Source organism: Streptomyces sp. NPDC030245 (assembly GCF_055572995.1).
Map to the genome: position 1 here is coordinate 159944 of NZ_JBVICF010000004.1, position 24795 is coordinate 184738.

Below are 24795 nucleotides of genomic sequence, written 5' to 3' on the forward strand. Positions count from 1 at the left end.
CGCGGGCGCACGGGCGCCTCAGCCCGTCAGGGCCCGCAGCTGGTCGAGGAACCACTGCGTGGGCGGCAGCGCCGTCGCTGCCGCCGCGAGGCGCTTGGTGCGCTCGGCGCGCTCCTCGGGCGGCATCACGAGGGCCGTGTGCAGGGCCTTGGCCGTGGCCGTGACGTCGAAGGGGTTCACGGAGAGCGCGTCGTCGCCGAGCTCTTCGTGGGCGCCCGCCTCCCGCGAGAGGACCAGCGCGCAGCCCTCGTCGGAGACGACGGGGACTTCCTTCGCGACGAGGTTCATGCCGTCGCGGATGGGGTTGACCAGGGCGACGTCCGCCATGCGGTAGGCCGCGAGCGAGCGCGCGAAGTCGTCCTCGACGTGCAGGACCACCGGGGTCCAGCCGTCCGTGCCGTACGTGGCGTTGATGTCCTCGGCGACCCGGGAGACCTCCGCGGTGTAGTCGCGGTAGACCGCCAGGTCCTGCCGGGAGGGGTAGGCGAAGGCGACGTGCACGACGCGCTCGCGCCACTCGGGGTGGGTGTCGAGCAGCTCGCGGTAGGCGTGCAGGCCCCGCACGATGTTCTTGGACAGCTCCGTCCGGTCCACCCGGACGATCAGCTTCCGGTCCTCCCCGTCCTGCCGGCCCGCCTGCTCCCGCAGCGTCCGCATCCGCTCCTCGACGTCGTCGCGCCGCGACCGCTCCCGCAGGAAGTCGGCGTCGGCGCCGAGCCCGTGCACCCCGATCCGGGTGCCCGACGTCCCGCCGACGAGCCGCACGCAGCACTCCGTGAACGCGTCCGCCCACCGCCCGGTGAGGAAGCCGAGCCGGTCGGCGCCGAGCATCCCGCGCAGCAGCTGCTCGGCCACGTCGTCCGGCAGCATCCGGAAGTAGTCGGCGGGCGCCCACGGGGTGTGCGAGAAGTGGCCGATGCGCAGGTCCTCGCGGAGCTCCCGCAGCATGCCCGGCACCAGCGTCAGGTGGTAGTCCTGCACCAGCACGGCCGCCCCCGGCCCCGCCTCCTCGGCGAGCGCCTCGGCGAACGCCCGGTTGTACCTCTCGTACGCCGCCCACTGTGCGCGGAACTCCGGTCCGAAGGCCGGCTCCAACGGCGTCTGGTAGAGCATGTGGTGGACGAACCACAGCACCGAGTTCGCGATGCCGTTGTACGCGTCCGCGTGGACGTCCGCGTCGATGTCCAGCATCCGTACGCCGGGTTCCCCGACGCCGCGCCGCACCGCCTCGCGGTCGCCGTCGCCGAGCGCCGCGCACACCCACAGGGCGTCCGCCTCGTCGCCGATGGCGCTGAGCCCGGAGACCAGGCCGCCGCCGCCACGCCTGGCGGTCAGCTCACCGTCCTCTCCGACGGTGTACGAGACGGGGCCGCGGTTGGACGCGACGAGTACCTGTGCTGCTGACGAACCGTGCTCGGAGACCATGTGGCAAAACGTAGCCCGTCCCGGGGGCGGGCAAACGTGCGGCCGTCAGGCGACCCGGCGGTGCGCGTACTCGGCGATGCCCGCCATGGGCGGCCGCTCCTCCGTGTCGACCGCGTACGTCCGCGGCACGAACCCGTGCTCGCCCCGCTCGAACTGCGTGAGCTCGGGACGTACGAGATGTCCGCGCGCGAGCCGCAGCTGTGCCGTCCGGTAGATTGCCGCCGCCATCCGCCCGAGCGCCTGCCCGTCCTGGTGCCGGTGCTTGCGCACCCCCACGTCCACCTGCGCCAGCGCGTCCAGACCCACCGTGTGCAGCGCGTCGACGAGCAGGCCGAGCTCCACGCCGTACCCGACGGGGAACGGCAGCCGCTCCAGGAGCGACCTGCGCGCCGCGTACTCGCCGCCGAGCGGCTGCACGAAACCGGCGAGCCGCGGCCAGTGCATGTTCAACAGCGGCCGGGCCATCAGCTCGGTCACCCGGCCGCCCTGCCCCGCCGCCGCGCCGAGCGGCCGGTCGTACATCGCCTTCACGAAGGCCACGTCGGGGTCGGTGAGCAGCGGGCCCACGATCCCCGAGACGAAGTCCGCGGAGAACTCCCGCAGGTCCGCGTCGACGAACGCGACGATGTCGCCGCTCGTCACGAGCAGCGAGCGCCACAGCACCTCGCCCTTGCCCGGCACCGCCGGGATGCGCGGCAGGATCTCGTCCCTGCGGACGACCTTGGCGCCCGCCGCCGCGGCGACCTCGGCCGTGCGGTCCGTGGAGCCGGAGTCGATCACCACGAGCTCGTCGACCAGCGGGACCCTCTCCATCAGCTCCCGGCGTATCTCGGCGACGATCTCACCGACCGTCCCCTCCTCGTCGAGCGCGGGCAGCACGACGCTCACCGAGGCGCCGCAGGCTCGCTTGGCGTCGGCGAGCCGGTCCTGCGGCCGGTCGGCGACCGACCAGGAACGCCTGCTCAGCCAGTGCTCGACCTCTTCCAGCACGGTCGCGGTCCTCCCATGGGTGATCGATGACCACAGGTGATCGACAAGTGATCGATGTGATCCATCTCGCTGTTCGGACGACTATCTCAAGGGTCCGGGGCTTCGGTTACAGTCTTGAACAACGCCGGTGACCATCGCATGTCGGGGTCGCCGCCGCGTTGAGATCGACAACTGAAACCCATAATCGAAAACCGCTCATCCAGAGGGGCAGAGGGAAACGGCCCGTTGAAGCCCCGGCAACCCTCCCGCCGACCGCGAGGTCACGGTGGGGAAGGTGCCAATTCCGTCTCGCGGCGAGATGCGTCGCGAGGAAGATGAGGAGAAAGGGCCTCGCCTCCATGGCTGTGCAGACTGTCGCCACCGAAAGCACCTCCGGGAACGCTTCGGGAAGCACCACCCCTTCCGTCGACCTCGGGCCCGCCTCCGGCCTCTCCTGCCGTGAGTGCGGCACCACCTTCCCGCTCGGCCCGATCTTCGCCTGCGCCGAGTGTTTCGGCCCCCTCGAAGTCGCGTACGACCTGCCCCTCGGCGACCCGGAAGCCCTCCGCAAGCAGATCGAGGCCGGCCCCGCCAACATCTGGCGCTACGCCCCGCTGCTCCCCGTCCCCGCCGACGTGGCCGACAAGCCGAACCTCAACCCCGGCTGGACCCAGCTCGTCAAGGCCGACAACCTCGCCCGTGAACTCGGCGCCCAGCAGGGCAAGTTGTTCGTCAAGGACGACTCGGGCAACCCCACGCACTCCTTCAAGGACCGCGTCGTCGCGCAGGCCCTCGAGGCGGCGCGCGCCTTCGGGTTCACCACGCTCTCCTGCTCCTCCACCGGCAACCTCGCGGGCGCCGTCGGCGCCGCCGCCGCCCGCGCGGGCTTCCGCTCCTGCGTCTTCATCCCGCACGACCTGGAGCAGGGCAAGGTCGTCATGGCCGCGGTCTACGGCGGTGAACTCGTCGGCATCGAGGGCAACTACGACGACGTGAACCGCTTCTGCTCCGAGCTCATCGGCGACCCGCTGGGCGAGGGCTGGGGCTTCGTCAACGTCAACCTGCGGCCGTACTACGGCGAGGGCTCCAAGACCCTCGCGTACGAGATCTGCGAGCAGCTCGGCTGGGAGCTGCCCGACCAGCTCGTCATCCCGATCGCCTCCGGCTCGCAGCTCACGAAGATCGACAAGGGGCTGAAGGAGCTCATCGCCCTCGGTCTGGTGGCCGACAAGCCGTACAAGATCTTCGGTGCGCAGGCCGAGGGGTGCTCGCCCGTGTCGGCCGCCTTCAAGGCCGGGCACGACGTGGTCCGGCCCCAGAAGCCGAACACCATCGCCAAGTCGCTGGCCATCGGCAACCCCGCCGACGGGCCGTACGTCCTCGACATCGCGCGCCGCACGGGCGGGGCGGTGGAGGACGTGAACGACGAGCAGGTCGTCGAGGCGATCAAGCTTCTCGCCCGCACGGAAGGGATCTTCGCGGAGACCGCGGGGGGTGTGACGGTGGGCGTCACGAAGAAGCTCTTCGAGGCGGGGCTCCTCGACCCGGCGCTCACCACGGTCGTGCTCAACACCGGGGACGGCCTCAAGACGCTGGACGCTGTCGCTGAGACGTCGCAGGCCACGGCGACCATCAAGCCGAGCCTTGAGGCGTTTCGCTCCGCGGGTCTTGCCGGCCAGGCGCCGTAGGGCCCGAGCCCTTCGTCCCGACTGCGGGTCCGCTGTGGCTGGTCGCGCCCACGCGGCGGAGCCGCATATCGAAACAGCCCCGCGCCCCTGGAGGGGCGGCCCCTGAAAGGGGCGCCCCCCGTGATCTATCGAGGTGAATCCCATGAGTGTCAACGTCCGTATCCCCACCATCCTGCGCACCTACACCGGTGGCAAGGCCGAGGTCGCCGCCGAGGGGGCGAATCTGGGGGAGGTCATCGCCGATCTGGAGAAGAACCACGCCGGGATCGCCGCCCGCGTCCTGGACGACCAGGGCAAGCTGCGCCGCTTCGTCAACGTGTACGTGAACGACGACGACGTCCGTTTCGAGCAGGGCCTGGAGACGGCCACGCCGGACGGCGCGGGCGTCTCGATCATTCCCGCCGTGGCTGGTGGCTGACATTTTCGCAAGTACCCTGCGTTAACTGAATTGCCCCCTCCGCGAGAGAAACGGAGGGGGCAATTCTGCTTGGTTGAGCGCGGTACAGTTGAGGTGCGTGCTTCGCCGTCAGTGCCGAGTGCATATACGAAGTCGGTCCGGAGCCGACAAGAAGTAGCCAAAGCGCACTGCCCATTCAAGCCTTATGCGCCTTTTGTCCGGCCCGACTTGCCCTGGATTCCGGTGAATTCTCCGCATATTACCGATCGGGCGCGCCCAGAATTCTCGTCCGATTGACCTGTTGCAGACGGCAGTTGGACAGATACATTCAGCGGCGGTCGACGCGTTCCGGCGCACACCCCCAATCAGTGGGGGGTGAGGTCTGACCCGGGTCCGCGAAGTGCGGTCCTGTGCAAGGGCCAGTAATAGGGGAGTTAGGCATGGCTCAGGGCACCGTCAAGTGGTTCAACGCGGAGAAGGGGTACGGCTTCATCGCGGTCGACGGTGGTGCGGATGTTTTCGTCCACTACAGCGCGATCCAGATGGACGGCTACCGCACCCTTGAAGAAGGTCAGCGAGTCGAGTTCGAGATCTCGCAGGGCCAGAAGGGTCCGCAGGCGGACATGGTCAAGCTCGCCGTCTAGCTCGGCGCGACCGACCACCGAAGCACGCACCGCGAGGGGCTCGTATCCCACCAGGGGTACGGGCCCCTCGTGTGTGCCCACGCTCCCGTGCTCCCGCGCGCCGGGCGGATCTGGCGGGAGCACCTTGCACTCGTGGGGGTCGAGTGCTAATCATTGGGCTTAGCACTCTCCCAGTGAGAGTGACAGAACTTGGATCGGGTCGGTGAGGTCCGCGGGCCGCGTGGGGCAAGGAACCACACGGCACGCAGTCCGTCCGTCGCGGGCACCAGCACGGTCCGTTTTTGCTTGCCACCCCGTCCGGGAGGACCACTTCACATGGCCAAGATCATCGCGTTCGACGAGGAGGCACGGCGCGGCCTCGAGCGCGGCATGAACCAGCTCGCCGACGCCGTCAAGGTGACCCTGGGCCCCAAGGGTCGCAACGTCGTCCTCGAGAAGAAGTGGGGCGCCCCCACGATCACCAACGACGGTGTCTCCATCGCCAAGGAGATCGAGCTCGAGGACCCGTACGAGAAGATCGGTGCCGAGCTGGTCAAGGAGGTCGCGAAGAAGACGGACGACGTCGCCGGTGACGGCACGACGACCGCGACCGTCCTGGCCCAGGCCCTGGTGCGCGAGGGTCTGCGCAACGTGGCCGCCGGTGCCAACCCGATGGCCCTCAAGCGCGGCATCGAGAAGGCCGTCGAGGCCGTCTCCGGCGCCCTGCTCGAGCAGGCGAAGGATGTCGAGACCAAGGAGCAGATCGCTTCGACGGCCTCCATCTCCGCCGCCGACACCCAGATCGGCGAGCTCATCGCCGAGGCGATGGACAAGGTCGGCAAGGAAGGCGTCATCACCGTCGAGGAGTCCCAGACCTTCGGTCTGGAGCTGGAGCTCACCGAGGGTATGCGCTTCGACAAGGGCTACATCTCGGCGTACTTCGCCACCGACATGGAGCGTATGGAGGCGTCGCTCGACGACCCGTACATCCTGATCGTCAACTCCAAGATCTCCAACGTGAAGGACCTCCTTCCGCTCCTGGAGAAGGTCATGCAGTCGGGCAAGCCGCTGCTGATCATCGCCGAGGACGTCGAGGGCGAGGCCCTGTCGACCCTGGTCGTCAACAAGATCCGTGGCACCTTCAAGTCCGTCGCCGTCAAGGCCCCGGGCTTCGGTGACCGCCGCAAGGCCATGCTCGGCGACATCGCCATCCTCACCGGTGGCACCGTCATCTCCGAGGAGGTCGGCCTCAAGCTGGAGAACGCCGGTCTCGACCTGCTCGGCCGCGCCCGCAAGGTCGTCATCACCAAGGACGAGACGACCATCGTCGACGGCGCCGGTGACAGCGACCAGGTTCAGGGCCGCGTCAACCAGATCCGCGCCGAGATCGAGAACAGCGACTCGGACTACGACCGCGAGAAGCTCCAGGAGCGCCTGGCGAAGCTCGCGGGCGGCGTGGCCGTCATCAAGGCCGGTGCCGCGACCGAGGTCGAGCTCAAGGAGCGCAAGCACCGCATCGAGGACGCCGTCCGCAACGCGAAGGCGGCCGTCGAGGAGGGCATCGTCGCCGGTGGTGGCGTGGCCCTGCTCCAGGCCTCCCAGGTCTTCGAGAAGCTGGAGCTCGACGGCGACGAGGCCACCGGTGCCGCCGCCGTGAAGCTGGCCCTCGAGGCCCCGCTGAAGCAGATCGCCGTCAACGCCGGCCTGGAGGGCGGTGTCGTCGTCGAGAAGGTGCGCAACCTGACCGTCGGCCACGGCCTGAACGCCGCGACCGGTGAGTACGTCGACATGATCGCCGAGGGCATCCTCGACCCGGCGAAGGTGACCCGTTCCGCCCTTCAGAACGCCGCCTCCATCGCCGCGCTGTTCCTCACCACCGAGGCCGTCATCGCCGACAAGCCGGAGAAGGCCGCCGCGGGCGCCGCTCCGGGCGGCATGCCGGGCGGTGACATGGACTTCTGATCGACCTCTGGTTGATCACTGTCCTCACGTACCGAGGGCGGCACTCCTTCGCAGGAAGGGGTGCCGCCCTCGGGCGTTTTCCGGGGTACCGGGTTCCGGGTTACGGCAGACGGTCCAGGATCCAGGTGCAGAGTTCCTCGGTGACCAGGGTGTGGCCCTCGTTCTTCGAGGCGCAGAGGAATTCGTCCAGTTCGCTCTCCTCCTCCGCGGAGGCCGTGACCGGGTCGTACAGCTTGTCGTGGGTGTCGATGTCGCGCAGGGCGATCGCGCTGACCGTCGGCACGAAGCAGTGCTCGCGGAAGTCCGCCTCGCAGCCGAGGCCGATCAGCGCGGGGATCTTGTTCAGCTCGTCGGCGAGGATGCCGAACCCCTCCAGGGTGCCGCCCGGCGCGCCGTCGATCTCGGGCAGGCCCGTGGTGCGGATGCGGGGCCTGCGCAGGGTCACCACGCGCAGCTGGGCGACGAGCTGGTCCTCGCCCGCGGACTGCGTGTACAGGTGGGTGCCGGTGATGGCGAGGCCCTTGCCGTGGAAGGCCTGCTCGCCGGCCGGGATGCCGTTGCTCTCGCCGATGCGGGAGCCGTTGGCCACGCCGATCTTCTTCGGCCGCGAGGGCCAGCGGCCCACCCGGTCGAGCTCGGCGAGGAAGGTGCCGCGCTCCTTGTCGGTGTCGGGGGTGTCGCCCCACTCGCTGATGTGCTGCCACAGCAGCTGGCGGGCGGCCGGGCTGTTCATCTGGTTCGAGAACGCCGCGTTGAGACGCCGGATGTAGTGCGCGAACGACTGCAACGCGATGGGGATCCAGGCGCCGCGGTGCGGGCTGTCGTACGAGAAGTACAGGGCTGTCTGGTGGTCGTTCTCGCCCGTCCCGCCGTCGTGCTCCATCTTGGCGAGCGCGTACCGGGTGACGAGTCCGCCCATGCTGAACCCGCCGACGGTCAGCGGGTGATCGCCGTTGCGCCGCGCGATGGTCTCCAGGATGGCGGCCCTGGCGACCTCGGCGTTCTCCAGGATCGACGCGCTGCGCTCGTCGAAGCCGAGCACGATGACGTCGTAGCCGCGCTGCCGCAGCGCGGTGAGGAACGGGTACGGGCCGCGCTCCAGGATCTCCCAGGAGAAGTCCAGCTCGCTCGGGCCGCTGCTGAAGCCGTCGCCGAGGATGACGGGCCGCGTCAGGCCCTTCGTCCGGTCGGCGAGGTACACCCAGGCGGTGCCGCCGGGCAGCGCCCACTCGTCGTCGGGCTGCGGGGCGGCGGCGGGGGCCTCGCGGGCCTCGCGCGGGCCCGGGGCCAGGGTGATGCGGGCGGCCGACCCGATCGCCTCGGCCACCTCGCGCTCGTCCAGCTCCTGGAGGTCCGGCCGGGTCGGCCGCTCGGGCCGGTGCGGCTCGTCGGGTTCGTTGCGCTTGGACATGAAGGGTCCCCTCCGGTCGTGCCGATGCGGTGACGTCCGGTGCCATCTTTGATACGTCGGGTAGTCGTCGACACCCGCTCGCGGCAATCCGCACCGGGGCCGGGGGCCTTTCGGACAGGGGGAGTTCGGCCGCGTACGCGTGTGACGCGTGGGGTGGGGGCCCTTGGCCTGGGGCGTACGCGGGTTCCTTGGCGCCGTACCCCGGCGGGGCGGCGGCGCGTCGGCCAACTCGGCGCGGGTCCGGCCCGCGCCGGGGGCGGGAACTCTGTCGCGAAGCCGACCGGGCCGACGCAGGAACCCTTCGCCGAACACGGAGCGTGGCGGAGACGGCCTGTACTTTTCAGCTCCGTCACAGTTGGACACTCTGGGTAATGGAAGAAGAACGCTCAGTGTGAAAGGCGGAGGTCATGGCGCTGACGACGGAGGAACGGGTGCAGGCGGTCGAGGACGCGGTGCGGCAGCTGAAGGCCGGTCTCGCGGAGGTCGGGGTCACCTTGCCCTCGCTGCGGATCGATCCGCTGACGGCGGCGGCCGAGGGAACGTTGCCTCTCGTCGAGCTGGGGCGCTGCAACCTCGACACCGCGCTGCGGCTGGCCGCCGTACTGGGGGAGGCGCGGTGACCGGGGCTGTCTAGGGCCTCGCCGTGGTGCGGGAGTTGTCGAGGGCCGTGCGGAGGTGGCCGCCGGAGGAGGTGAGGAGGGCGGCCGCCGTGGGGGCGTCGACTTGGCCGAGGAGGGTGAGGATGGCGTTCTTCACCTCTCCGTCGGTGGCGGCGAGCGCGGCCTCGATCTCCTCGTCGCGGGCGCCGGTGGCCAGGGCGACGATGCGGTGGGAGCGGGCCCGCAGCTTCTCGTTGGACGCGCGGACGTCGACCATGAGGTTTCCGTACGTCTTGCCCAGGCGGATCATCGTGATCGTCGACAGCATGTTGAGGACGAGCTTCTGGGCCGTGCCGGCCTTGAGGCGGGTGGAGCCGGTGAGCAGTTCGGGGCCGACGACGACCTCGATGCCGTGCTCGGCGGCGGCCGCGAGCGCGCTGTCCGCGTTGCAGGAGAGGCCGATGGTGAGCGCGCCGTAGCGGGCGCGGGCGTGTTCGACGGCGCCGATCGCGTACGGGGTGCGGCCGGAGGCCGAGATGCCGACGACGACGTCGTCCGCGGTGAGGCCGAGGCCGTCCAGGTCCTCGGCGGCCAGCTCCTTGCTGTCCTCCGCGCCCTCGACCGCCGTGACCATGGCGCTCGGGCCGCCCGCGATGAGGCCGACGACCTCGTCGGGCCCGGTGTTGAAGGTGGGCGGGCACTCGGAGGCGTCGAGCACGCCGAGCCGGCCCGCGGTGCCCGCGCCCGCGTAGATGAGGCGGCCGCCGCGGGCCATGCGCTCGGCGGTGCCGTCGATCGCGGCGGCGATGGCGGGGAGCTGCTCGGCGACGGCCGCCGGGACGGTGGCGTCCTCGCCGTTCATGATCTTCGCGATCTCCGCGGTGGGCAGCCGGTCGATGTCGGAGAGCTCGGGCCGGAACGCCTCGGTGGTCAGGGTGGCCAGCTGGGCGCGGAGCTCGCCGTAGTCGTCGCCGCGCCGGTGGTGGTGGGCGCCCGTCGGGTCGGTCGCGTCGGTGGTGGAGGTCATGGCGGCTGCGGCTCTTTCCGGTGCGGGGGGTGGCGGATGGGGAGGGCGTCAGCGGCTGGTGCCGCGCGGGCTGTGGCGGTGGGCCAGCGCCTCGTAGGACGCGGCGAGCGCGGGCGCCGCCGTCTCGTACGTCCGCTGGGCCACGCCCACGAACAGGCAGTCCACGACCAGGAGCTGGCTCGTGCGGGACGACATCGCGGCGGGCCGCAGCTCGCTCTCGCGGGCCGTGGAGGTGGTCAGTATGTGATCGGCGTACTGCGAGACGGCCGCACCCGGCCGGCCGGTGATCGCGATCGTCGTGGCGCCGTGCTCGAAGGCGACGCGGAGCGGTTCGATCACGTCGCCGGTGGAACCGGAGTGGGTGATCGCGATCGCCACGTCCTTCGCGCGGAGCGTCACCGCGTTGGTGACGGCGAGGTGCGGGTCGGAGTGCGCGTGCGCGATGTGCCCGATGCGGAGCAGCTTCTGGGCGAGGTCCTGGGCGACGAGGCCGGAGGCGGCGACGCCGTAGATCTCGACGCGGCGGGCGGTGGCGAGCGCGGCGACGGCGGCGCCGAGCTGCACGGTGTCGAGCCCGGCCGCGGTGTCGGCGAGGGTCTGCTGCTCGTCGTAGGCCAGCTTCGCGACGACGTCCGCGATGGGGTCGTCGACGGCGATGTCCGCGGTGACGGCGGGCGCGCGCCCCGACTGCTGCTGGGCGGCGAGACCGGCGAGCGCGAGGCGCAGGTCGCGGTAGCCCGGGTAGCCGAGGAGGCGGGCGGTGCGCACGACGGTCGCCTCGCTCGTGCCCGTGAGCTCGGCGAGCCCGGTGACCGTGAGGGCCGCGCAGCCCGCGGGGTCGCCCGCGACGGCCTCGGCGACCCGCTGCATGGACCGGGTCATCGACGGGGCCAGGGTCCGCACCTTGGCCGCGAGGGCGGCGGGGGCGGGGGGTGCGGCGTCCGCGAAAATTTCCTTCACGTCATGGGTCACATTTGAAAGGTATTTTCGGAAACGAGGCCGGTCAAGACCTTTGAAGGCGGTGCGCTCCCCGGTGTGGTGCGCGTGGGGGGACAATGGCCGCATGGACGCGATCGACCCCTTGGAGCAGGCGTTGCACGCCGCTCGCGCACTTGTCCTCGCCGACCTGGTCGCCCGTGAGGTCGCCGAGGCCGAGGTCGTCTCGATGGTCGAGGAGTCGGTGGCGCACCGGCGCTGGTGGGTCGAGCAGTGGCCGGAGGGCGTCGAGTACGTCGCGGGGCTCGTCGCGCAGGACGTCCAGGACGCGCTCCTGGAGCGGTACGGGCGGTGGCCGCTGTGTCCCGTGTGCGGGACGGGGGAGCCCCACGCGCTGGACGTGGAGCCGGAGTTGGGGCCCGACCCGCACTGGGTGTGCGGCAAGGCGGGCGTGGTGGTGGCGCCGGTGGGCGGTCTGACGTGAGCGTCTACATAGACCCGCCGACCTGGCCGGGGCACGGCCGCATGTGGTCCCACCTGGTCAGCGACGTCTCGTTCGACGAGTTGCACGCGTTCGCGGCGTCCATCGGCTGCCCGCCGCGCGCCTTCGAGCGCGACCACTACGACGTACCCGCGGAGCGGTACGAGGACGCGGTGCGGGCGGGCGCGGTGGAGGTCGGCTCCAAGGAGCTGGTGCGCAGGCTCACGGGGGCGGGGTTGCGCAGGCCGAAGGGGCGGCCTGCACAGGGGGCGTGAGGGGCGCCCGGATCGCTCAGCCCCGCCGCAAGCCGTACGCGTGGTTCGTGTCGCGGTCCGGCAGCCGGACGTAGCCCGCACCGGTCGCCACCCGTTGCGACGGGGCGTTGTCGGGGGTGGTGACGGCGAGGAGGGACGTCACCTCGGGGTGGGTCAGGGCCCACTCGGAGAGCGCGCGCAGTGCCTGCGTGGCGTAGCCGTGGCCGCGGGCCGCCGCCACCAGGTCGTAGCCGACCTCGGCGCAGCCGTTGTCGTCCGGCGGGCCGTGGAAGCCCATGCCGCCGACGGCCAGCTCGTCGGCGGTGCGGACCAGCGCGTACATGCCCCAGCCGGGGCGGAGGACCCCGGCGGCGTACGCCTTCGTGATCATCTCGGCGGCCCTGCGGGTGCCGTCGAAGGGGGCGCCGCCCAGCCAGGTCAGCCCGCCGGTGCCGCCCGCGGCGAGGTCGGCGGCGGCCGCGGGCGTCACCTCGCGCAGTGCGACGGGTCCCGCGGGCAGTGAGTGCGGGTTGTGCCAGCGCCACTGCGTGACGGGCGCGCGGCCCGGCAGGGTGCCGCGGCCCGTGGCCCACAGCAGCGTCGTCCAGGGGGTGGTGCCGGCGAGGGCCGGCGGCACGTGCGGGAAGAGGTGCGCGAGGACCGCCGCGCAGAGGTCGGCGGGCGGCTCCGCGTCGATGTCGAAGGCGCGGGCGATGTCGTGCGTGTGGAGGAGGACCTCCGTGACGCCCATCGCGGCGAAGCCCGTCGCGTCGGCGGAGCCGGAGGGGTAAGGGTGGTAGGCGCGGACGCCGCGGGGTGTCGTGCGGACCACGGCGGACAGGATGGCGCCCGCCGCCTCGATCGCCCGGATCGCGCCTTCGGGGCCCGTGCCCTCGTCGAGCGTGGCGTCGAGGGGGACGTAGCTGTCCGTGGCGCGGCCCGTCAGCTGGGTCGCGTACGAGATGTGGCAGCCCGCGATGTGTTCCGCCGTCTTCAGGCAGCTCCAGTCGCCGCCCGCCTTGACGTCCCAGTCGCGGTCGGCGGCCGCGCGCAGCACCCCGGCCGCGTGCGCGACCGCCTCGTCGATCTGGTCCCCACCCATAAGAATCATGCGGCGAGAGTACGGGAGCGGCGGCGGAAGGGCCTCAGATTTCCAGGAGCGCCAGTTCCGTCGCCAGGTTCGCGCGGGCCGGCGCCTCCCAGTTGGCCGCCCCGTACGGCGTCCTGAAGAGGCGGGGGAGCGCCATGAGGGCGCGCAGCACGTCCGCCCTGCCCCGGCGGAACGCCTCGTCGGGCACGAAGCCGTACTCCTCGCGGACGGCGGCCGCGTAGGCGGCGTACGCGTCGGGGGAGGCCGCGAGGATCGCCAGGTCGGCGTCGCACAGCGCCTCGCCGTTGTGGTCGCCGTCGGCCGGGTCGTGCGTGACGGTGAGGCGGACCAGGCGCGCCACTTCGGCCGTCCGGTCGGCGGGCAGGCCCGCTTCGGTGAGGGCGCGCTCGGCGAGGCGGGCGGAGCGTTCCTCGTTCTCCGAGCGGTCGGGTGCGTACACCGCGTCGTGGAACCAGGCCGCCAGGCGTACGAGGTCGGGGTCGTCGGCGTGGTCCTCCAGTACGTCGATGTGGTCGAGGACCGCCGCCAGGTGGTCGGTGGTGTGGTACCGGCGCTGCGGCTCGGCCCAGCGGGCGAGGAGGCGTTCCGCGTAGGGGGCGGGGTCGGGGGCGCCCTCGCCGGCGCGGAGCAGGGCGGTGGCCCAGCGGGCGTGGAGGTCCTTTTCGTCGGCCATGCGGCGACTCTAGTCCTTGGCTACCTCCGGGGGGTATGCCCCCGGGCCTTGCGTCGCCCGTGCGCCGCCGCGGGGCCGGCCTGTTGCCATGTGTGGCCGCAGGCTGTTGGCTGCCGCCATGACCGCCATCGACGAGACCTACGAACCCGACCGCGCGGGACGTCTCTTGCGTACCGAGCGCGACGCGCTGATACCGCTGTTGAGGGCCGCGCCCGACGAGGCGTACGAGATCCGCACCTGCTGTCCGGGCTGGACCGTGCGGCATGTGCTCGCGCACTGCGGCTCGGCGCTGATGCGAGTGGTGGAGAGCCGCTTCGAGGAGGGCGTGTACTCGCCCGAGAGCAACGAACGCGACATCGCCGAGCGCGCCGACTGGTCCAACTCCCGTGTCGTGGACGAACTGGAGCGCGGCATGACGGAGGCCGGACCGGTTCTCGCCGCGGCCAAGGGGGTTCTGGACGGTGTCGCCCTCGGGGAGTGGGTGCACGCCGGTGACGTGCGGGAGGCGTGGGGGAAGCCGGGCGCGTACGGCGGTGAGGGGCTGGCCGACGCGCTGCCGCTGCTCGAACGGTTCAGCAGGTCGGAGCGTGCCGCCACCGTGCTGCCGCCGCTGCACGCGGACGTCGACGGCTGGGACGAGCCGCTGTCCCTGGGCGTCACGGACGGGACGCGGCCGCCCGCCCGCTACATCGGGGACGCGCCGACGCTGGTCCGGCTCTGCGCGGGACGGCCGCTGACCGGCACGCGGTACGAGCTGGTCGGCGTCACCGAGAAGGAGTTGTGCGTCTTCGGGTGAAGGTGGCGCCGACCACCTGAGAGGTGCGCGGGGGCGGCGTCAGTGCTGGTGGCCGCCGTCCTTCTCGGATTCGGCGTGCCCGCCGTCCTTCTCGGGTTCGGCGTGCCCGCCGCCGCCCGCGTGCACGGTGAAGGCCGCCGTGCGGACCTTTCCGTCGTGCTTGAAGTCGAGGAACAGGCGGTAGGCGCCCTTGCTCGGCGCCGCCGTGCCGAACGAGATGCCGGGCCCGGCCTTGGTCCTTCCGTCGCCGGGCGCGCCGTTCGGGTGGACGTGCAGGTAGGCGAGGTCGCCCGCCCGCAGTGCGACGAGGTGGCCGTACGCCCCCAGGTAGGGCTGGAGGTCGGTCACCGGCCTGCCGTTCTTCGCCACGTTCAGCGTGAGGTCGCCGCCCGCGCCCGTCTTCAACTCGCCCTTCAGCGTGACGTCGTAGCCGTCGACCTTCGCGGTGGTGCTGTGTGCGGGCAGCTCCTTCGGGGCGTACGCGCCCGCCACCGCGAGGTCCGCGCCCAGCGTCAGGCCCTCCTTCGCGCCCCGGGGGCGGAAGTCGGCGAAGACGCGGTAGCCGCCCGCCTCGGGGAGCCGGACGCCGGTCGACCAGGTGCCGTCCGCCGCGCGCGTCGGGTGCAGATGGCGGTAGGTCGTCAGGTCGCGTGAGGCGACCACGAGGTGCAGCTCCTTGTCGTGCTCCTTCTGGTACGCGGTGACGTTGCGGCCCGAGGAGTCCTTGACGACGGCGAAGCGCAGCTCCTGCGGCCGGCCCGCGTCGATGCGGGGTGTCTTGAGGTCCAGCGTGTAGCCGCGGTCGGAGATCTGGAGGCCGCCGGGGACTTCCCCGCCGTGGCCCGCGGGCTCGCCCTTCCGCGGCCTCTCCTCGCGTCGGTCCTCGTCGTGCTGCCCGTGCCGGGCCGCCGGCGCCTTGTCCGTGACGGGGTCGATGCCCGTGCCCACGCCGTACGCGGTGCCGAAGGTCGCGGCGACGGCGGCGGCGAATGCGGTGATCTTCAGTCCGGAGTTCATGAGATCGAAGATACCCCCCTGGGGTATTAAGTCAAGCAGGGTGGGTGATGAGGTGAACCCCTTGCGTTCGGTACCCCCCAGGGGTATACATGGATCTCGTCAGCGGTACCCGCCCCGGGTATCGGGACCCCGACTCGTACAGGAGCCCGAACCATGGCCACCAGCACACCCGGTGCCGCCGAGACGGCGGCGCCCGCCGCAGAGGTCGAACTCGCCATCGGTGGCATGACCTGCGCCTCCTGCGCGGCCCGGATCGAGAAGAAGCTCAACCGCATGGACGGCGTCGAGGCGACCGTCAACTACGCCACCGAGAAGGCCAAGGTCAGCTACCGCGGCGCGGACATCTCCGTGCAGGACCTGATCTCGACCGTCGAGGCCACCGGCTACACCGCGCAGGAGCCCACTCCCGTACGCGACGAGACCGCGCCCGAGGGCGCCGAGCCGCAGACCGACGAGGAGCGGCAGGCCGCCGACGAGCGGCAGGCGCGCGAGGAGCTGCGGCCCCTGCGCCAGCGCCTGGTCACCGCGGTGCTGCTCTCCGTGCCCGTCATCGCCATGGCGATGGTCCCGGCGCTTCAGTTCGAGTACTGGCAGTGGCTGTCGCTCACGCTCGCCGCACCCGTCGTCACCTACGCGGCCTGGCCCTTCCACAAGGCGGCGTTCACCAACGCCCGGCACGGCGCCGCCACCATGGACACGCTCATCTCCGTCGGCACCTCGGCGGCATTCCTGTGGTCCCTGTGGGCGCTGTTCTTCGGCACCGCGGGCACGCCCGGCATGACGCACCCCTTCGAGCTGACCATCGCCAGGAGCGACGGCGCGGGGAACATCTATCTGGAGGCCGCGGCCGGCGTGACCGCGTTCATCCTCGCCGGGCGGTACTTCGAGGCCCGCTCCAAGAGAAAGGCGGGCGCCGCCCTGAAGGCGCTGCTCCAGCTCGGCGCCAAGGACGTCACCGTGGTGCGCGACGGCGGGCGCGAGGAGACCATCCCCGTGAGCGGCCTGCGGGTCGGCGACCGCTTCCTGGTCCGGCCCGGCGAGAAGATCGCCACGGACGGCAAGGTCGTCGAGGGCTCCTCGGCCGTCGACGCGTCGATGCTCACCGGCGAGTCCGTGCCCGTCGAGGTCGGCGAGGGCGACTCCGTCACCGGCGCCACCCTCAACGTCGGCGGCCGCCTCGTCGTCGAGGCCACCCGCGTCGGCGCCGACACCCAGCTCGCCCGCATGGCCAAGCTCGTCGAGGACGCGCAGAACGGCAAGGCCGCCGCCCAGCGCCTCGCCGACAGGATCTCCGCGGTGTTCGTGCCGGTCGTCATCGGCCTGGCGCTCGCCACCCTCGGTTTCTGGCTCGGCAACGGCGCCGGTCTGACCGCCGCCTTCACCGCCGCGGTGGCCGTGCTGATCATCGCCTGCCCGTGCGCCCTGGGCCTCGCCACGCCGACGGCCCTGATGGTCGGCACCGGGCGCGGCGCCCAGCTCGGCATCCTCATCAAGGGCCCCGAGGTCCTGGAGTCCACCCGCAAGGTCGACACCATCGTCCTCGACAAGACCGGCACCGTCACCACCGGCCGGATGACCCTCCTCGCCACCCACACCGCGGACAACGCCACGGAGGCCGAAGTCCTGCGGCTCGCCGGCGCGCTCGAGCACTCCTCCGAGCACCCCATCGCCCGGGCCGTCGCCGCCGGAGCCACCGCCTCGGTGGGCGAGCTGCCCACCCCGGAGGACTTCGCGAACGTCGCGGGCCTCGGCGTGCAGGGCGTCGTCGAGGGCCACGCGGTCCTGGTCGGCCGGGCCCAGCTGCTCGCCGAGTGGGAGATCCGCCTTCCCGTGGCGCTGGAGCGCGCCAAGGCCGAGGCCGAGGCGGCGGGACGTACCGCCATCGCGGTCGCCTGGGACGGTGAGGCCCGCGCGGTCCTGGAGGTCGCCGACGCGGTGAAGGAGACCAGCGCCGAGGCCATCGGACGGCTGCGCGCGCTCGGCCTGACCCCGATCCTGCTGACCGGCGACAACAAGGCCGTCGCCGAGTCGGTCGCCGCCGAGGTGGGCATCGCGCCCGAGCACGTCATCGCCGAGGTCATGCCGCAGGACAAGGTCGACGTGGTCAAGCGGTTGCAGGCCGAGGGCAAGTCGGTCGCCATGGTCGGCGACGGCGTCAACGACGCGGCGGCGCTGGCCCAGGCCGACCTGGGCCTCGCGATGGGCACCGGCACGGACGCCGCGATCGAGGCGGGCGACCTCACGCTCGTACGAGGGGACCTGCGGGCGGCGGCCGACGCGATCAGGCTCTCCCGCCGCACCCTCGGCACGATCAGGTCGAACCTCTTCTGGGCCTTCGCCTACAACGTCGGCGCGCTCCCGCTGGCCGCCGCCGGACTGCTCAACCCGATGATCGCGGGCGCGGCCATGGCGTTCTCCTCGGTCTTCGTGGTCGGCAACAGCCTGCGCCTGCGGGGGTTCAAGCCGCTGGCCTGACATTTCCTCCCGCAGGATTTCCGCACTCATTTCCGCACCCCGGCACGGGCGACTCGGCTCGCGCCGGGGTGTTCTGCGCGTAGGCTGGTAATTGGACTAGACCTATGTGACCGGGATCGCGAGCAGCGAGCAGAAGGAAGAGACATCCATGAGCAAGCGTGCAGTCCTGGAGGTGATCGCCCTCGACACCGAGGACGCCGTCGCCGCCCAGGCCGGCGGAGCGGACCGCCTGGAGCTGGTGACCGACATGGCCGCGGACGGCCTCACCCCGTCCCGCCAGACCTTCGCCGCGATCCGCTCCGCCGTCGACATCCCGCTGCGCGTCATGCTCAGGCTGGCCGACGGATTCGCCGCGGGCGACGTCGACGCACTGCTGCGCCGCGCCCACGAACTGCGCGGCGAAGGCGCCGACGAGTTCGTGCTCGGCTTCCTCGACGAGGCGGGCGGCCCCGACCTGCCCGCCGTCGAAGCGCTGGCCGGCGCCCTCGACGGATGCCGCTGGACCTTCCACCGGGCCATCGACCGCGCCGCCGACCGCGACGCCCTGCGCAAGCAGCTCGCCGACCTGCCCGGCCTCGACACCTACCTCACCGCGGGCGCCGCGACCGGCGTCGACGACGGCCTGCCGACCCTGCTCGCCGAGGCGGCCCGGCGCGGCGAACCGGGGTACGAGCCGCAGCTGCTCATCGGCGGCGGCCTCCGCCTCGACCACCTGCCGCACCTGACGGCGGCCGGCGTCGACGCCTTCCACATCGGCGGCGCCGCCCGCCCCGACGGCTGGTCGGCGCCGGTCTGCGCCGCGGCGGTCGCGCAGTGGCGGACCGCGCTGGACGCGGGACAGTCGCTCACCGGTTGATCGGTTCTCCGCGGGACGCGATAGAACTGGTGCGACACGGAGGGGACCTCATGCCGACACCAGCAGAAAAGACGCGTCCCGCGGAGCGCATACTCGCGGCCGGGACACTGCCCGTCGCCGCGACGCTGCTCACGGGGACGGTGGCGCTCTACATCGCGCTCGTCGCGTTCGGGAACATCACCGACTTCGACACCAACCGCCAGTTCGTACGCCATGTCCTCGCGATGGACACCACCTTCAAGGACAACGGCCTCAAGTGGCGCGCGGTGGAGTCCACCGTGCTCCAGGACGCGGCGTACGTCGGGATCATCGCCTGGGAGACCCTGGCCGCGCTGGTCCTCGGCACGTCGACTTTCCTGTGGGCCCGCGCCCTGCGCCGCCCCCAGGGCCCGGACCGGGCCCTGGGCCTGCACCGGGCCCGGCGCACGGGCAGCATCGGCCTGCTGATGATCCTCGTCCTCTTCGGCGTCGGCTTCATCGGGATCGGCGGCGAGTGGTTCGCCATGTGGCAGTCCGAGGCCTGGAACGGCCTGGACGCGGCGACCCGCGTCATCACGATGACGGGCATCGTCCTGATCGTCACGCACCTGCCGTCGGCCGCGGGCACACCGGCCGCAGCACCGGCCGCACACAAGGGCCCTGACGCCCCCTAGGCGAGCTGCTCGGGCAGCTCGGCCGCGTGCACGACGATCAGGCCCGACACGGCACGGGTCAGCGCCACGTACAGGCGGCGCAGGCCCGTGCGTTCGTCCGGTTCGCCGTCGACGACCGCGGAGGGCTCGTCGAGTACCACGTAGTCGTACTCGAGGCCCTTCGCGAGGGACGCGGGCACCAGCGTGAGGCGGGTGTCCGGCGTCGTCTCCTCGCCCGGCGAGAGGTAGGTGATCCCGGCCGCAGCCAACGCCCCGGCGAGCGACGGAATCCGGGCGTCCGCGGCGATGAGGCCGATGGAGCCCTCCTGCCGCAGCGACTGCGCGCACGCCTCAAGACAGGCCGCGTCCAGCCCCTCGGCACCCGCGCCCTCCGCCACCCGGCGCACCTCCAGCGACCCCGGCGCCTCCCGCACCGAGTCGACCGCCGTGAGACCCGGCGCGATCTCCGGCAGCAGCCGCGACGCGTACGCGATGACCTCGCGCGGCACGCGGAAACCGGCCGTCAGCTCCTCCACCACGGCACCGTCCTTGCCGAGGTGGCGCAGCGCCTCGTCCCAACTCCGCGTCGCCCACGGCGTGGTGCCCTGCGCGAGGTCCCCGAGGACGGTCGCCGAACCCGTCGTGCAGCGCCTGCCCACCGCGCGGTACTGCATGGGGGAGAGGTCCTGCGCCTCGTCGAGCACGACGTGCCCGAGGGAGTGGGTGCGCGAGACGAGATCGGTGGCCTCGTCGACGAGGACGGCGTCGGCGGCCGACCACTTGGCGGACTTGACGCTCCGCGCGGGCTTGGCCCACAGAACCGCCTTCTGCTCCTCCTCGCTCAGGATCCCCCCGGCGTGCGCGGCGAGGAAATCGGCGTCCGACAGCAGCCGCAGCACGAGCTTCGCGGGATCGACGGGCGGCCAGACGGCCTTCACCGCCGCCTTCACCGCGGCGTTGCGGGCGACGGCGTCCTGCACGCGGTCGTCCGGCGCCTCGCCCGCCTGCTCCATGCGGACGAGCACGGCGTGCGCGATGCGCTGCGGCAGGGCGTCCCGCGCGGCCCCGTACCGAATGTCGCGGGCGAGCAGCTCCTGGACGATCTCCTCCAGTTCGTACGCGGGAATCCGCCACCTGCGCGACCCGCGGACGACGACGAGCGGCTCGGTGGGCAGGGTGACGTGCGACCGCACGGCGTTGCGCAGCACCTCCGCCATGCGGGCGTCGCCCTTGACGAGGGCGGCGGCGGGATCGTCCGTGCCGCGCACCTCCACATGGGCGACGAGGTCGTCGACGGTGGCCTGCTTGACCTCCAACTCTCCCAGCGCGGGCAGCACTTGCTCGATGTAGTGCAGGAAGGAGGCGTTCGGCCCGATGACGAGGGTGCCGGTCCTGGCGAGCCGCTCCCGGTGCGCGTACAGGAGGTAGGCGACCCGGTGCAGCCCGACGGCGGTCTTTCCCGTCCCCGGCCCACCCTGCACACAGACGCTCCCGCTCAGCCCACTCCGCACGATCTCGTCCTGCTCGGGCTGAATGGTGGCGACGATGTCCCGCATCGGTCCGACGCGCGGCCGCTCGATCTCCCGCTGGAGCAGCGCGCTGGTCCGCTCGGCCTCGTCCGGGTCGCTGAGGTGCTCGTCCTCGTACGCGGTGAGGTCACCGCCGGTGTAGCCGAAGCGGCGGCGCAGCGCGATGTCCATCGGGTCCTTCTTGGAGGCCCGGTAGAACGGCTGGGAGACCGGCGCGCGCCAGTCGATGACCATCGGGTCCCCGTTGGCGTCGTGCACGTGCCGCCGCCCGATGTAGAACTGCTCGCCCTCGCCGCCCTCCGCCTGCTCGGCGCCGGGCGCGTGCAGGTAGTCGAGGCGTCCGAAGAAGAGCGGGGTGTGGGCGAGGTCGGCGAGCGACTTGATCCGTTCGTCGAGCTGCCGCTCCAGGACGGCGGCGTTCACCCAGTTCGCGGTGACGTCACGGATGTCGAGCGCCTCGGCGTCCTCACGCATGGCGCGCAGGGCGGCACGCGACGCGGCGAGGTGGCCGCGCTCCCGGGCGAGGGGGTCAGCAGGGTCGGCGTGCGCGTGCACGGGGTGCCTCCGGCGGTTCAGCGGTGTCGTGGTGCTGGCTCATCGCTCATCGAGCTGCCACCCGGTTTCCGTCCGGACGGCGGCGCTCCGCGGGGGAGGCCGGGGAAGGGGGAATCTTAGACGCGCTTTCCCTGCGGGTGCCAACGACTTTTTCCCGGGGAACCCGTGAGGGCGGCCCCTTCAGGGGCGTGGGGGAGCTTTTTCAGGGGTGCGGGGGAGTTTCTTCAGGGGTGCGGGAAGTTTTTTCAGGGGCGCGGGGAACTGCGCGACAAGCCACGACGCAGCGGCACCCGAGGGACGGGCGTCAGGGGCACTTTCCCAGGGGCGCGGGGAACTGCGCGACCAACCACGACGTGGCGGCACCTGAAGGACGGGCGCCAGGGGCACCTACCCAGGGGCGCGGGGAACTGCGCGACCAGGCACGGCGTGGCGGCACCCGAGGGACGGGCGTCAAGGGCGCTTTCCCAGGGGCGCGGGGAACTGCGCGACAAGCCACGGCGCAGCCGCACCCGAAAGACGGCCCCCAGAGGGGGCCTCAGTCGTCGGCGAGCTCGGCGACACCCGTGATCCGGTGCAAGGGAAACGTACGAACCTCATCCGCAGTGTGGTCGTACGCCGTCACGAACCCCCCTTCCACCCGCACCGGCGCGATGACCCGCTGACTAGCGGCCCCCTCCGCGTTGACGTACCCGATCCACACCGCCTCCCCGGTCAGCACCGCGGCCTGCATCGTGGCGAGCGTCTCGGCCGCGGTGGTCCGCGGCAGCCCCCCGTCCGCCGACGCGGAGGCGGCGGAGGCCGAGGAGGATGCCGGCGCCACCTTGCGGGGCGCCGTGGACGCCAGATCCCCCGCCCGGATAGCCCGCACCGCCGCGTCGACGAGCGTCGGACCGGGCACCGGCGGCCCGTCCGGCACCGGCTCGGGTGCCGAGCGGGGCGGCGTGCGGTGGGCGTGGGCGCGGGTGATCAGGACGTCGCCCTCCGCGCTCTCCGCGGCGGGCGCGAACCCCATGGCGCGCAGCCCCTCCAGGAGCGTGCCGGGATCCGCCTGTGCGGCGAGCACGGTCGGCGCGAGACGGCGCAGCCGCAGACTCTGCGCGCGCTTGTCGGCCATGATCTCGCCGAGCATCGCCTCGTCGTCGCACCGCACGTACGCGGAGGCGGCGCCGATCCGCAGGTGGCCGTGGCGGCGCGCCACGTCGTCGATCAGATAGGCCAGGGGCTGCGGGACCGGCGTACGGGAGTGCGCGGCGAGGAAGGCGTGCAGGTCGGACGCGGACTGCCCGGCGTCGAGCGCGCGGCGCACGGAGCCGGGGGAGAAGCGGTAGACGGTGGCGCCGCCCTTCGACTCGACGTCGGCGAGCACGGCGAGGGCATCGGCGAGGGGCCGCTCCAGCGGGCCGGGGGCGACGGCGGTGAGGTCGGCCTGGAGGAGGACGTGATCGAGGGGCTGGGGAAGCAGCGGCGCAAGAAGCTCAGCGGCACGCACAGCAGCGAGCCGAGCCTCACCGCTACTACTGCCCCCGGCACCCGCACCCGCTCTCGCACCGGCACCGGCACTCACGCCAGCGCCAGCACCGAGACCCGCATTCGCACCGGCACCGGCACCGAAACCAGCATCATCACCACCACCGGCACCGGCACCGGCACCGGAACCAGCACCACCACCAGCACCGGAACGGGAAGCAGCACCGGAACCAGCACCCGCACCGGAACCCGCACCCACCTCCCCCGTCCCCCCACCCAACAACGCCCGCCCATGCGCAGACAACGCCCCCCGCCCCGTGACCCCCAGCAGCTCCGCCTCGTCCAGCGTCCACTGGGCGATGCGCGAGCGCAGGTCAGGGGCGGACGCACCGTCCGTGGGGCGGTTGCGGGTGGTGGGTGGGCGTTCCCAGCGGAGGCGGGCCTGGAGGGAGTCCGGGGCGGGGGCCGAGCCCTCGGGAAGTGTGGCGAGGAGCGCGAGGACCCGGTGGCGGACCTCGGGGGCCGACGACCGGTCCAGGTGCGGGCCGAGCGCGGACAGCGTCCGGTCCTTGCCGTCGCGGCCGCCGACAAGACCGGCCGTGCGGGTGGCGGCGAGCCACGCGCCGGCGAGCGCGGCCCACCGCTCGGGGGCGGGCAGCTCCTGCCACGCGTCGTACGCGGGCGTCGCGGCGTACCGTTCGTCGGCCTCGCCGTCGGAGGCGAGCAGCCCCGCCGCGTAGGCGAGTTCGACCCAGAAGGCGGCCAGCGGCTCGGTCGTGTCGAGCGCCACCGCGGTCCGCTTCAGGTCGCGCACGCTGAGGCCGCCCGCGCGCAGCACGGCGGGGCCGCCCTCGTCCCAGTCCTTCAGGAGCTCCTCGACGGTGGTGAGCGCGGTGTACGCCTGCCCGGCGGCGGTCGCGTCCACAACCTGTGGACGGTGTTCGCGCGCCACCTCGACGGGCGGCGGCGTCGGCTCGACCGTGCGGTGGGCGCGGCCCGCGCGCAGGTGCAGGGCGGCCTCGCGGGGCAGTACGACGGTGCCGGGCGCCGTCGGCAGCAGCAGTCCGCGGTCCAGGAGCCAGCGCAGGTGCCGGGCCGGGTCGGCGGTGACCTGGCCGTAGGGCGGCCCCCACACCAGGCGGGACAGCACCTCCACGGATTCGGCGGGCGCCTCGTCGAGCAGCGCCGACATACGCGTACGGTCCGTGAACAGCGCGGTCAGCGACTGCACGGCGGAGACCGGGTCGTGCGTCGTCGGCAGCCCGGCCGCCGCGACGATCTCCTGGACACGGGTCGGCGACATCCCCGCCGTGGCCTCGGCGACGGTCGGGCCGAGACCGGTCGGGGAGGGGTGCTGCGGCGACGGGGCGAGGAGCTCCCGCGCGGTACGGACGAGCCGGAGCCGGTCGTCGGTCCCCCACACGAGGGCCTGAGCGTGGAGCGTGCCGAGGGCGCGCTCCAAGGCATCCTCGACGGCCGGGTCCCCGTCGTCCCCCGCGAGCAGCCCACGGAGTTCGTCGTACGAGGCGGGGTCCGAGGCCACGGCGAGCGCCTCCGCCACCTGCTGCGCGAACCGGTCGAGCCGCTCAAGGGCCCGCACCACGGAGGCCCGGGTCCCCGCACGCGTGGCGAGCTGGGTGAGGTCGCCGGGCACCGGGTTCAGCAGGTCGGGCCGGACCCGGAGCAGCTCGGCGAGCGCGCCGTCCTCCCGCGACCGCAGCGCTTCGGCGAGGGAACGGGGCGTCTCCGCGCCGCGGGGCGCTTGGGGCGCGCTCGCGCCGGCACGGTCCGTGGGCTGCGGCTCGTCGGTGCTCATCCGGTTCACGGTAGCGGGTCGGGCGCCCCGGCAGCCGCCCTCACGCCCGCGCCGGACCCCCTACGCCTCCCTCCCTCACGCCCGCGCCGGCCCCCC

The 24795-nt window shown here is 72.4% G+C and carries 21 protein-coding genes and 1 riboswitch; of the genes, 11 read left to right on the top strand and 10 right to left on the bottom strand.

What is annotated here, in order from left to right:
* Window positions 1-18: 18 nt before the first annotated feature.
* Window positions 19-1425: an alpha,alpha-trehalose-phosphate synthase (UDP-forming) gene (locus ACZ4Z4_RS12765; protein WP_468326219.1), complete on the bottom strand. Its 1407-nt coding sequence runs from the start codon at window positions 1423-1425 to the stop codon at window positions 19-21.
* 45 nt (window positions 1426-1470) lie between these two features.
* On the bottom strand, window positions 1471-2415 hold the full coding sequence (locus ACZ4Z4_RS12770; protein ID WP_468326222.1) for a glucosyl-3-phosphoglycerate synthase: 945 nt from the start codon (window positions 2413-2415) through the stop codon (window positions 1471-1473).
* A gap of 192 nt (window positions 2416-2607) precedes the next feature.
* A riboswitch (SAM riboswitch) is annotated at window positions 2608-2736 on the top strand.
* 17 nt (window positions 2737-2753) lie between these two features.
* Between ACZ4Z4_RS12770 and thrC the strand changes: the two genes are divergently transcribed.
* The 4 genes from thrC (at window position 2754) to groL (ending at window position 7064) form a co-directional block, all read left to right on the top strand.
* Window positions 2754-4082 (top strand): threonine synthase, encoded by a 1329-nt coding sequence (thrC, locus tag ACZ4Z4_RS12775; protein ID WP_468326224.1) that lies wholly within the window; start codon window positions 2754-2756, stop codon window positions 4080-4082.
* A gap of 142 nt (window positions 4083-4224) precedes the next feature.
* Window positions 4225-4500 (top strand): MoaD/ThiS family protein, encoded by a 276-nt coding sequence (locus tag ACZ4Z4_RS12780; RefSeq protein ID WP_468326227.1) that lies wholly within the window; start codon window positions 4225-4227, stop codon window positions 4498-4500.
* A 419-nt stretch (window positions 4501-4919) separates the two neighbouring features.
* Window positions 4920-5123 (top strand): cold-shock protein, encoded by a 204-nt coding sequence (locus ACZ4Z4_RS12785; protein ID WP_005315736.1) that lies wholly within the window; start codon window positions 4920-4922, stop codon window positions 5121-5123.
* Window positions 5124-5438: 315 nt separating this feature from the next.
* Entirely contained in the window at window positions 5439-7064 is a 1626-nt protein-coding gene (gene groL / locus ACZ4Z4_RS12790) for a chaperonin GroEL (RefSeq protein ID WP_468326230.1), read from the top strand.
* Window positions 7065-7164: 100 nt separating this feature from the next.
* Here groL and ACZ4Z4_RS12795 read toward each other — a convergent pair whose 3' ends face one another.
* Window positions 7165-8475 carry an esterase/lipase family protein gene (locus ACZ4Z4_RS12795; protein WP_468326232.1) on the bottom strand — a complete coding sequence of 437 codons (1311 nt, stop codon included), beginning with the start codon at window positions 8473-8475 and terminating at the stop codon, window positions 7165-7167.
* A 407-nt stretch (window positions 8476-8882) separates the two neighbouring features.
* On the opposite strand from ACZ4Z4_RS12795, the gene ACZ4Z4_RS12800 reads away from it, so the two are divergent.
* Window positions 8883-9095 carry a hypothetical protein gene (locus tag ACZ4Z4_RS12800; protein WP_468326234.1) on the top strand — a complete coding sequence of 71 codons (213 nt, stop codon included), beginning with the start codon at window positions 8883-8885 and terminating at the stop codon, window positions 9093-9095.
* A 10-nt stretch (window positions 9096-9105) separates the two neighbouring features.
* Here ACZ4Z4_RS12800 and murQ read toward each other — a convergent pair whose 3' ends face one another.
* Complete coding sequence (murQ, locus tag ACZ4Z4_RS12805; RefSeq protein WP_468326237.1) at window positions 9106-10101, bottom strand: N-acetylmuramic acid 6-phosphate etherase; 996 nt, start codon at window positions 10099-10101, stop codon at window positions 9106-9108.
* Between the two features lie 48 nt (window positions 10102-10149).
* A complete protein-coding gene (locus ACZ4Z4_RS12810; RefSeq protein ID WP_362999572.1) occupies window positions 10150-11073 on the bottom strand; it encodes a MurR/RpiR family transcriptional regulator in 924 nt (307 codons plus the stop codon).
* Between the two features lie 91 nt (window positions 11074-11164).
* Here ACZ4Z4_RS12810 and ACZ4Z4_RS12815 point away from each other — a divergent pair, with 91 nt between their 5' ends.
* Window positions 11165-11521 carry a hypothetical protein gene (locus ACZ4Z4_RS12815; protein WP_468326240.1) on the top strand — a complete coding sequence of 119 codons (357 nt, stop codon included), beginning with the start codon at window positions 11165-11167 and terminating at the stop codon, window positions 11519-11521.
* Window positions 11518-11793, top strand: a complete 276-nt coding sequence (locus ACZ4Z4_RS12820) for a DUF4031 domain-containing protein (RefSeq protein WP_468326242.1) — start codon at window positions 11518-11520, stop codon at window positions 11791-11793. Before ACZ4Z4_RS12815 ends, ACZ4Z4_RS12820 begins: the two co-directional genes overlap by 4 nt.
* 16 nt (window positions 11794-11809) lie before the next feature.
* On the opposite strand, the gene ACZ4Z4_RS12825 is transcribed toward ACZ4Z4_RS12820, so the two are convergent.
* Window positions 11810-12883, bottom strand: coding sequence for a GNAT family N-acetyltransferase (locus ACZ4Z4_RS12825; RefSeq protein ID WP_468326245.1), 1074 nt, complete (start codon window positions 12881-12883; stop codon window positions 11810-11812).
* Window positions 12884-12917: 34 nt separating this feature from the next.
* Window positions 12918-13556: an HD domain-containing protein gene (locus tag ACZ4Z4_RS12830; RefSeq protein ID WP_468326247.1), complete on the bottom strand. Its 639-nt coding sequence runs from the start codon at window positions 13554-13556 to the stop codon at window positions 12918-12920.
* Window positions 13557-13674: 118 nt separating this feature from the next.
* Between ACZ4Z4_RS12830 and ACZ4Z4_RS12835 the strand changes: the two genes are divergently transcribed.
* The gene (locus tag ACZ4Z4_RS12835; RefSeq protein WP_468326250.1) at window positions 13675-14352 is read left to right on the top strand and encodes a maleylpyruvate isomerase family mycothiol-dependent enzyme; all 678 of its coding nucleotides are present in this window, start codon (window positions 13675-13677) and stop codon (window positions 14350-14352) included.
* Window positions 14353-14391: 39 nt separating this feature from the next.
* Here the strand turns inward: ACZ4Z4_RS12835 and ACZ4Z4_RS12840 are convergent, their stop codons facing one another.
* Window positions 14392-15369, bottom strand: coding sequence for a hypothetical protein (locus ACZ4Z4_RS12840; protein ID WP_468326253.1), 978 nt, complete (start codon window positions 15367-15369; stop codon window positions 14392-14394).
* 153 nt (window positions 15370-15522) lie between these two features.
* On the opposite strand from ACZ4Z4_RS12840, the gene ACZ4Z4_RS12845 reads away from it, so the two are divergent.
* The 3 genes from ACZ4Z4_RS12845 to ACZ4Z4_RS12855 all read left to right on the top strand — a co-directional run bounded on the left by ACZ4Z4_RS12845 (window position 15523) and on the right by ACZ4Z4_RS12855 (window position 19353).
* A complete protein-coding gene (locus ACZ4Z4_RS12845; RefSeq protein ID WP_468326256.1) occupies window positions 15523-17844 on the top strand; it encodes a heavy metal translocating P-type ATPase in 2322 nt (773 codons plus the stop codon).
* Window positions 17845-17992: 148 nt separating this feature from the next.
* The gene (locus ACZ4Z4_RS12850) at window positions 17993-18700 is read left to right on the top strand and encodes a copper homeostasis protein CutC (protein ID WP_468326259.1); all 708 of its coding nucleotides are present in this window, start codon (window positions 17993-17995) and stop codon (window positions 18698-18700) included.
* A 50-nt stretch (window positions 18701-18750) separates the two neighbouring features.
* Window positions 18751-19353, top strand: coding sequence for a DUF2165 domain-containing protein (locus ACZ4Z4_RS12855; RefSeq protein WP_468326262.1), 603 nt, complete (start codon window positions 18751-18753; stop codon window positions 19351-19353).
* Here ACZ4Z4_RS12855 and ACZ4Z4_RS12860 read toward each other — a convergent pair.
* Together ACZ4Z4_RS12860 and ACZ4Z4_RS12865 are read right to left on the bottom strand one after the other, a co-directional pair.
* Window positions 19350-21416: a HelD family protein gene (locus tag ACZ4Z4_RS12860; protein WP_468326264.1), complete on the bottom strand. Its 2067-nt coding sequence runs from the start codon at window positions 21414-21416 to the stop codon at window positions 19350-19352. The two genes, ACZ4Z4_RS12855 and ACZ4Z4_RS12860, sit on opposite strands and share 4 nt — an antisense overlap.
* A 535-nt stretch (window positions 21417-21951) precedes the next feature.
* Complete coding sequence (locus ACZ4Z4_RS12865) at window positions 21952-24699, bottom strand: helicase-associated domain-containing protein (RefSeq protein ID WP_468326267.1); 2748 nt, start codon at window positions 24697-24699, stop codon at window positions 21952-21954.
* Window positions 24700-24795 lie beyond the last annotated feature (96 nt).

Coding starts and splice junctions, on each gene's coding strand:
- groL (WP_468326230.1), top strand. CDS start 5,439: ATGGCCAAGATCATCGCGTTCGACGAGGAGGCACGGCGCGGCCTCGAG.
- ACZ4Z4_RS12825 (WP_468326245.1), bottom strand. CDS start 12,883: ATGATTCTTATGGGTGGGGACCAGATCGACGAGGCGGTCGCGCACGCG.
- ACZ4Z4_RS12865 (WP_468326267.1), bottom strand. CDS start 24,699: ATGAGCACCGACGAGCCGCAGCCCACGGACCGTGCCGGCGCGAGCGCG.
- ACZ4Z4_RS12830 (WP_468326247.1), bottom strand. CDS start 13,556: ATGGCCGACGAAAAGGACCTCCACGCCCGCTGGGCCACCGCCCTGCTC.
- ACZ4Z4_RS12835 (WP_468326250.1), top strand. CDS start 13,675: ATGACCGCCATCGACGAGACCTACGAACCCGACCGCGCGGGACGTCTC.
- thrC (WP_468326224.1), top strand. CDS start 2,754: ATGGCTGTGCAGACTGTCGCCACCGAAAGCACCTCCGGGAACGCTTCG.
- ACZ4Z4_RS12855 (WP_468326262.1), top strand. CDS start 18,751: ATGCCGACACCAGCAGAAAAGACGCGTCCCGCGGAGCGCATACTCGCG.
- ACZ4Z4_RS12795 (WP_468326232.1), bottom strand. CDS start 8,475: ATGTCCAAGCGCAACGAACCCGACGAGCCGCACCGGCCCGAGCGGCCG.
- ACZ4Z4_RS12765 (WP_468326219.1), bottom strand. CDS start 1,425: ATGGTCTCCGAGCACGGTTCGTCAGCAGCACAGGTACTCGTCGCGTCC.
- ACZ4Z4_RS12845 (WP_468326256.1), top strand. CDS start 15,523: ATGGCCACCAGCACACCCGGTGCCGCCGAGACGGCGGCGCCCGCCGCA.
- ACZ4Z4_RS12780 (WP_468326227.1), top strand. CDS start 4,225: ATGAGTGTCAACGTCCGTATCCCCACCATCCTGCGCACCTACACCGGT.
- murQ (WP_468326237.1), bottom strand. CDS start 10,101: ATGACCTCCACCACCGACGCGACCGACCCGACGGGCGCCCACCACCAC.
- ACZ4Z4_RS12785 (WP_005315736.1), top strand. CDS start 4,920: ATGGCTCAGGGCACCGTCAAGTGGTTCAACGCGGAGAAGGGGTACGGC.
- ACZ4Z4_RS12815 (WP_468326240.1), top strand. CDS start 11,165: ATGGACGCGATCGACCCCTTGGAGCAGGCGTTGCACGCCGCTCGCGCA.
- ACZ4Z4_RS12840 (WP_468326253.1), bottom strand. CDS start 15,369: ATGAACTCCGGACTGAAGATCACCGCATTCGCCGCCGCCGTCGCCGCG.
- ACZ4Z4_RS12850 (WP_468326259.1), top strand. CDS start 17,993: ATGAGCAAGCGTGCAGTCCTGGAGGTGATCGCCCTCGACACCGAGGAC.
- ACZ4Z4_RS12800 (WP_468326234.1), top strand. CDS start 8,883: ATGGCGCTGACGACGGAGGAACGGGTGCAGGCGGTCGAGGACGCGGTG.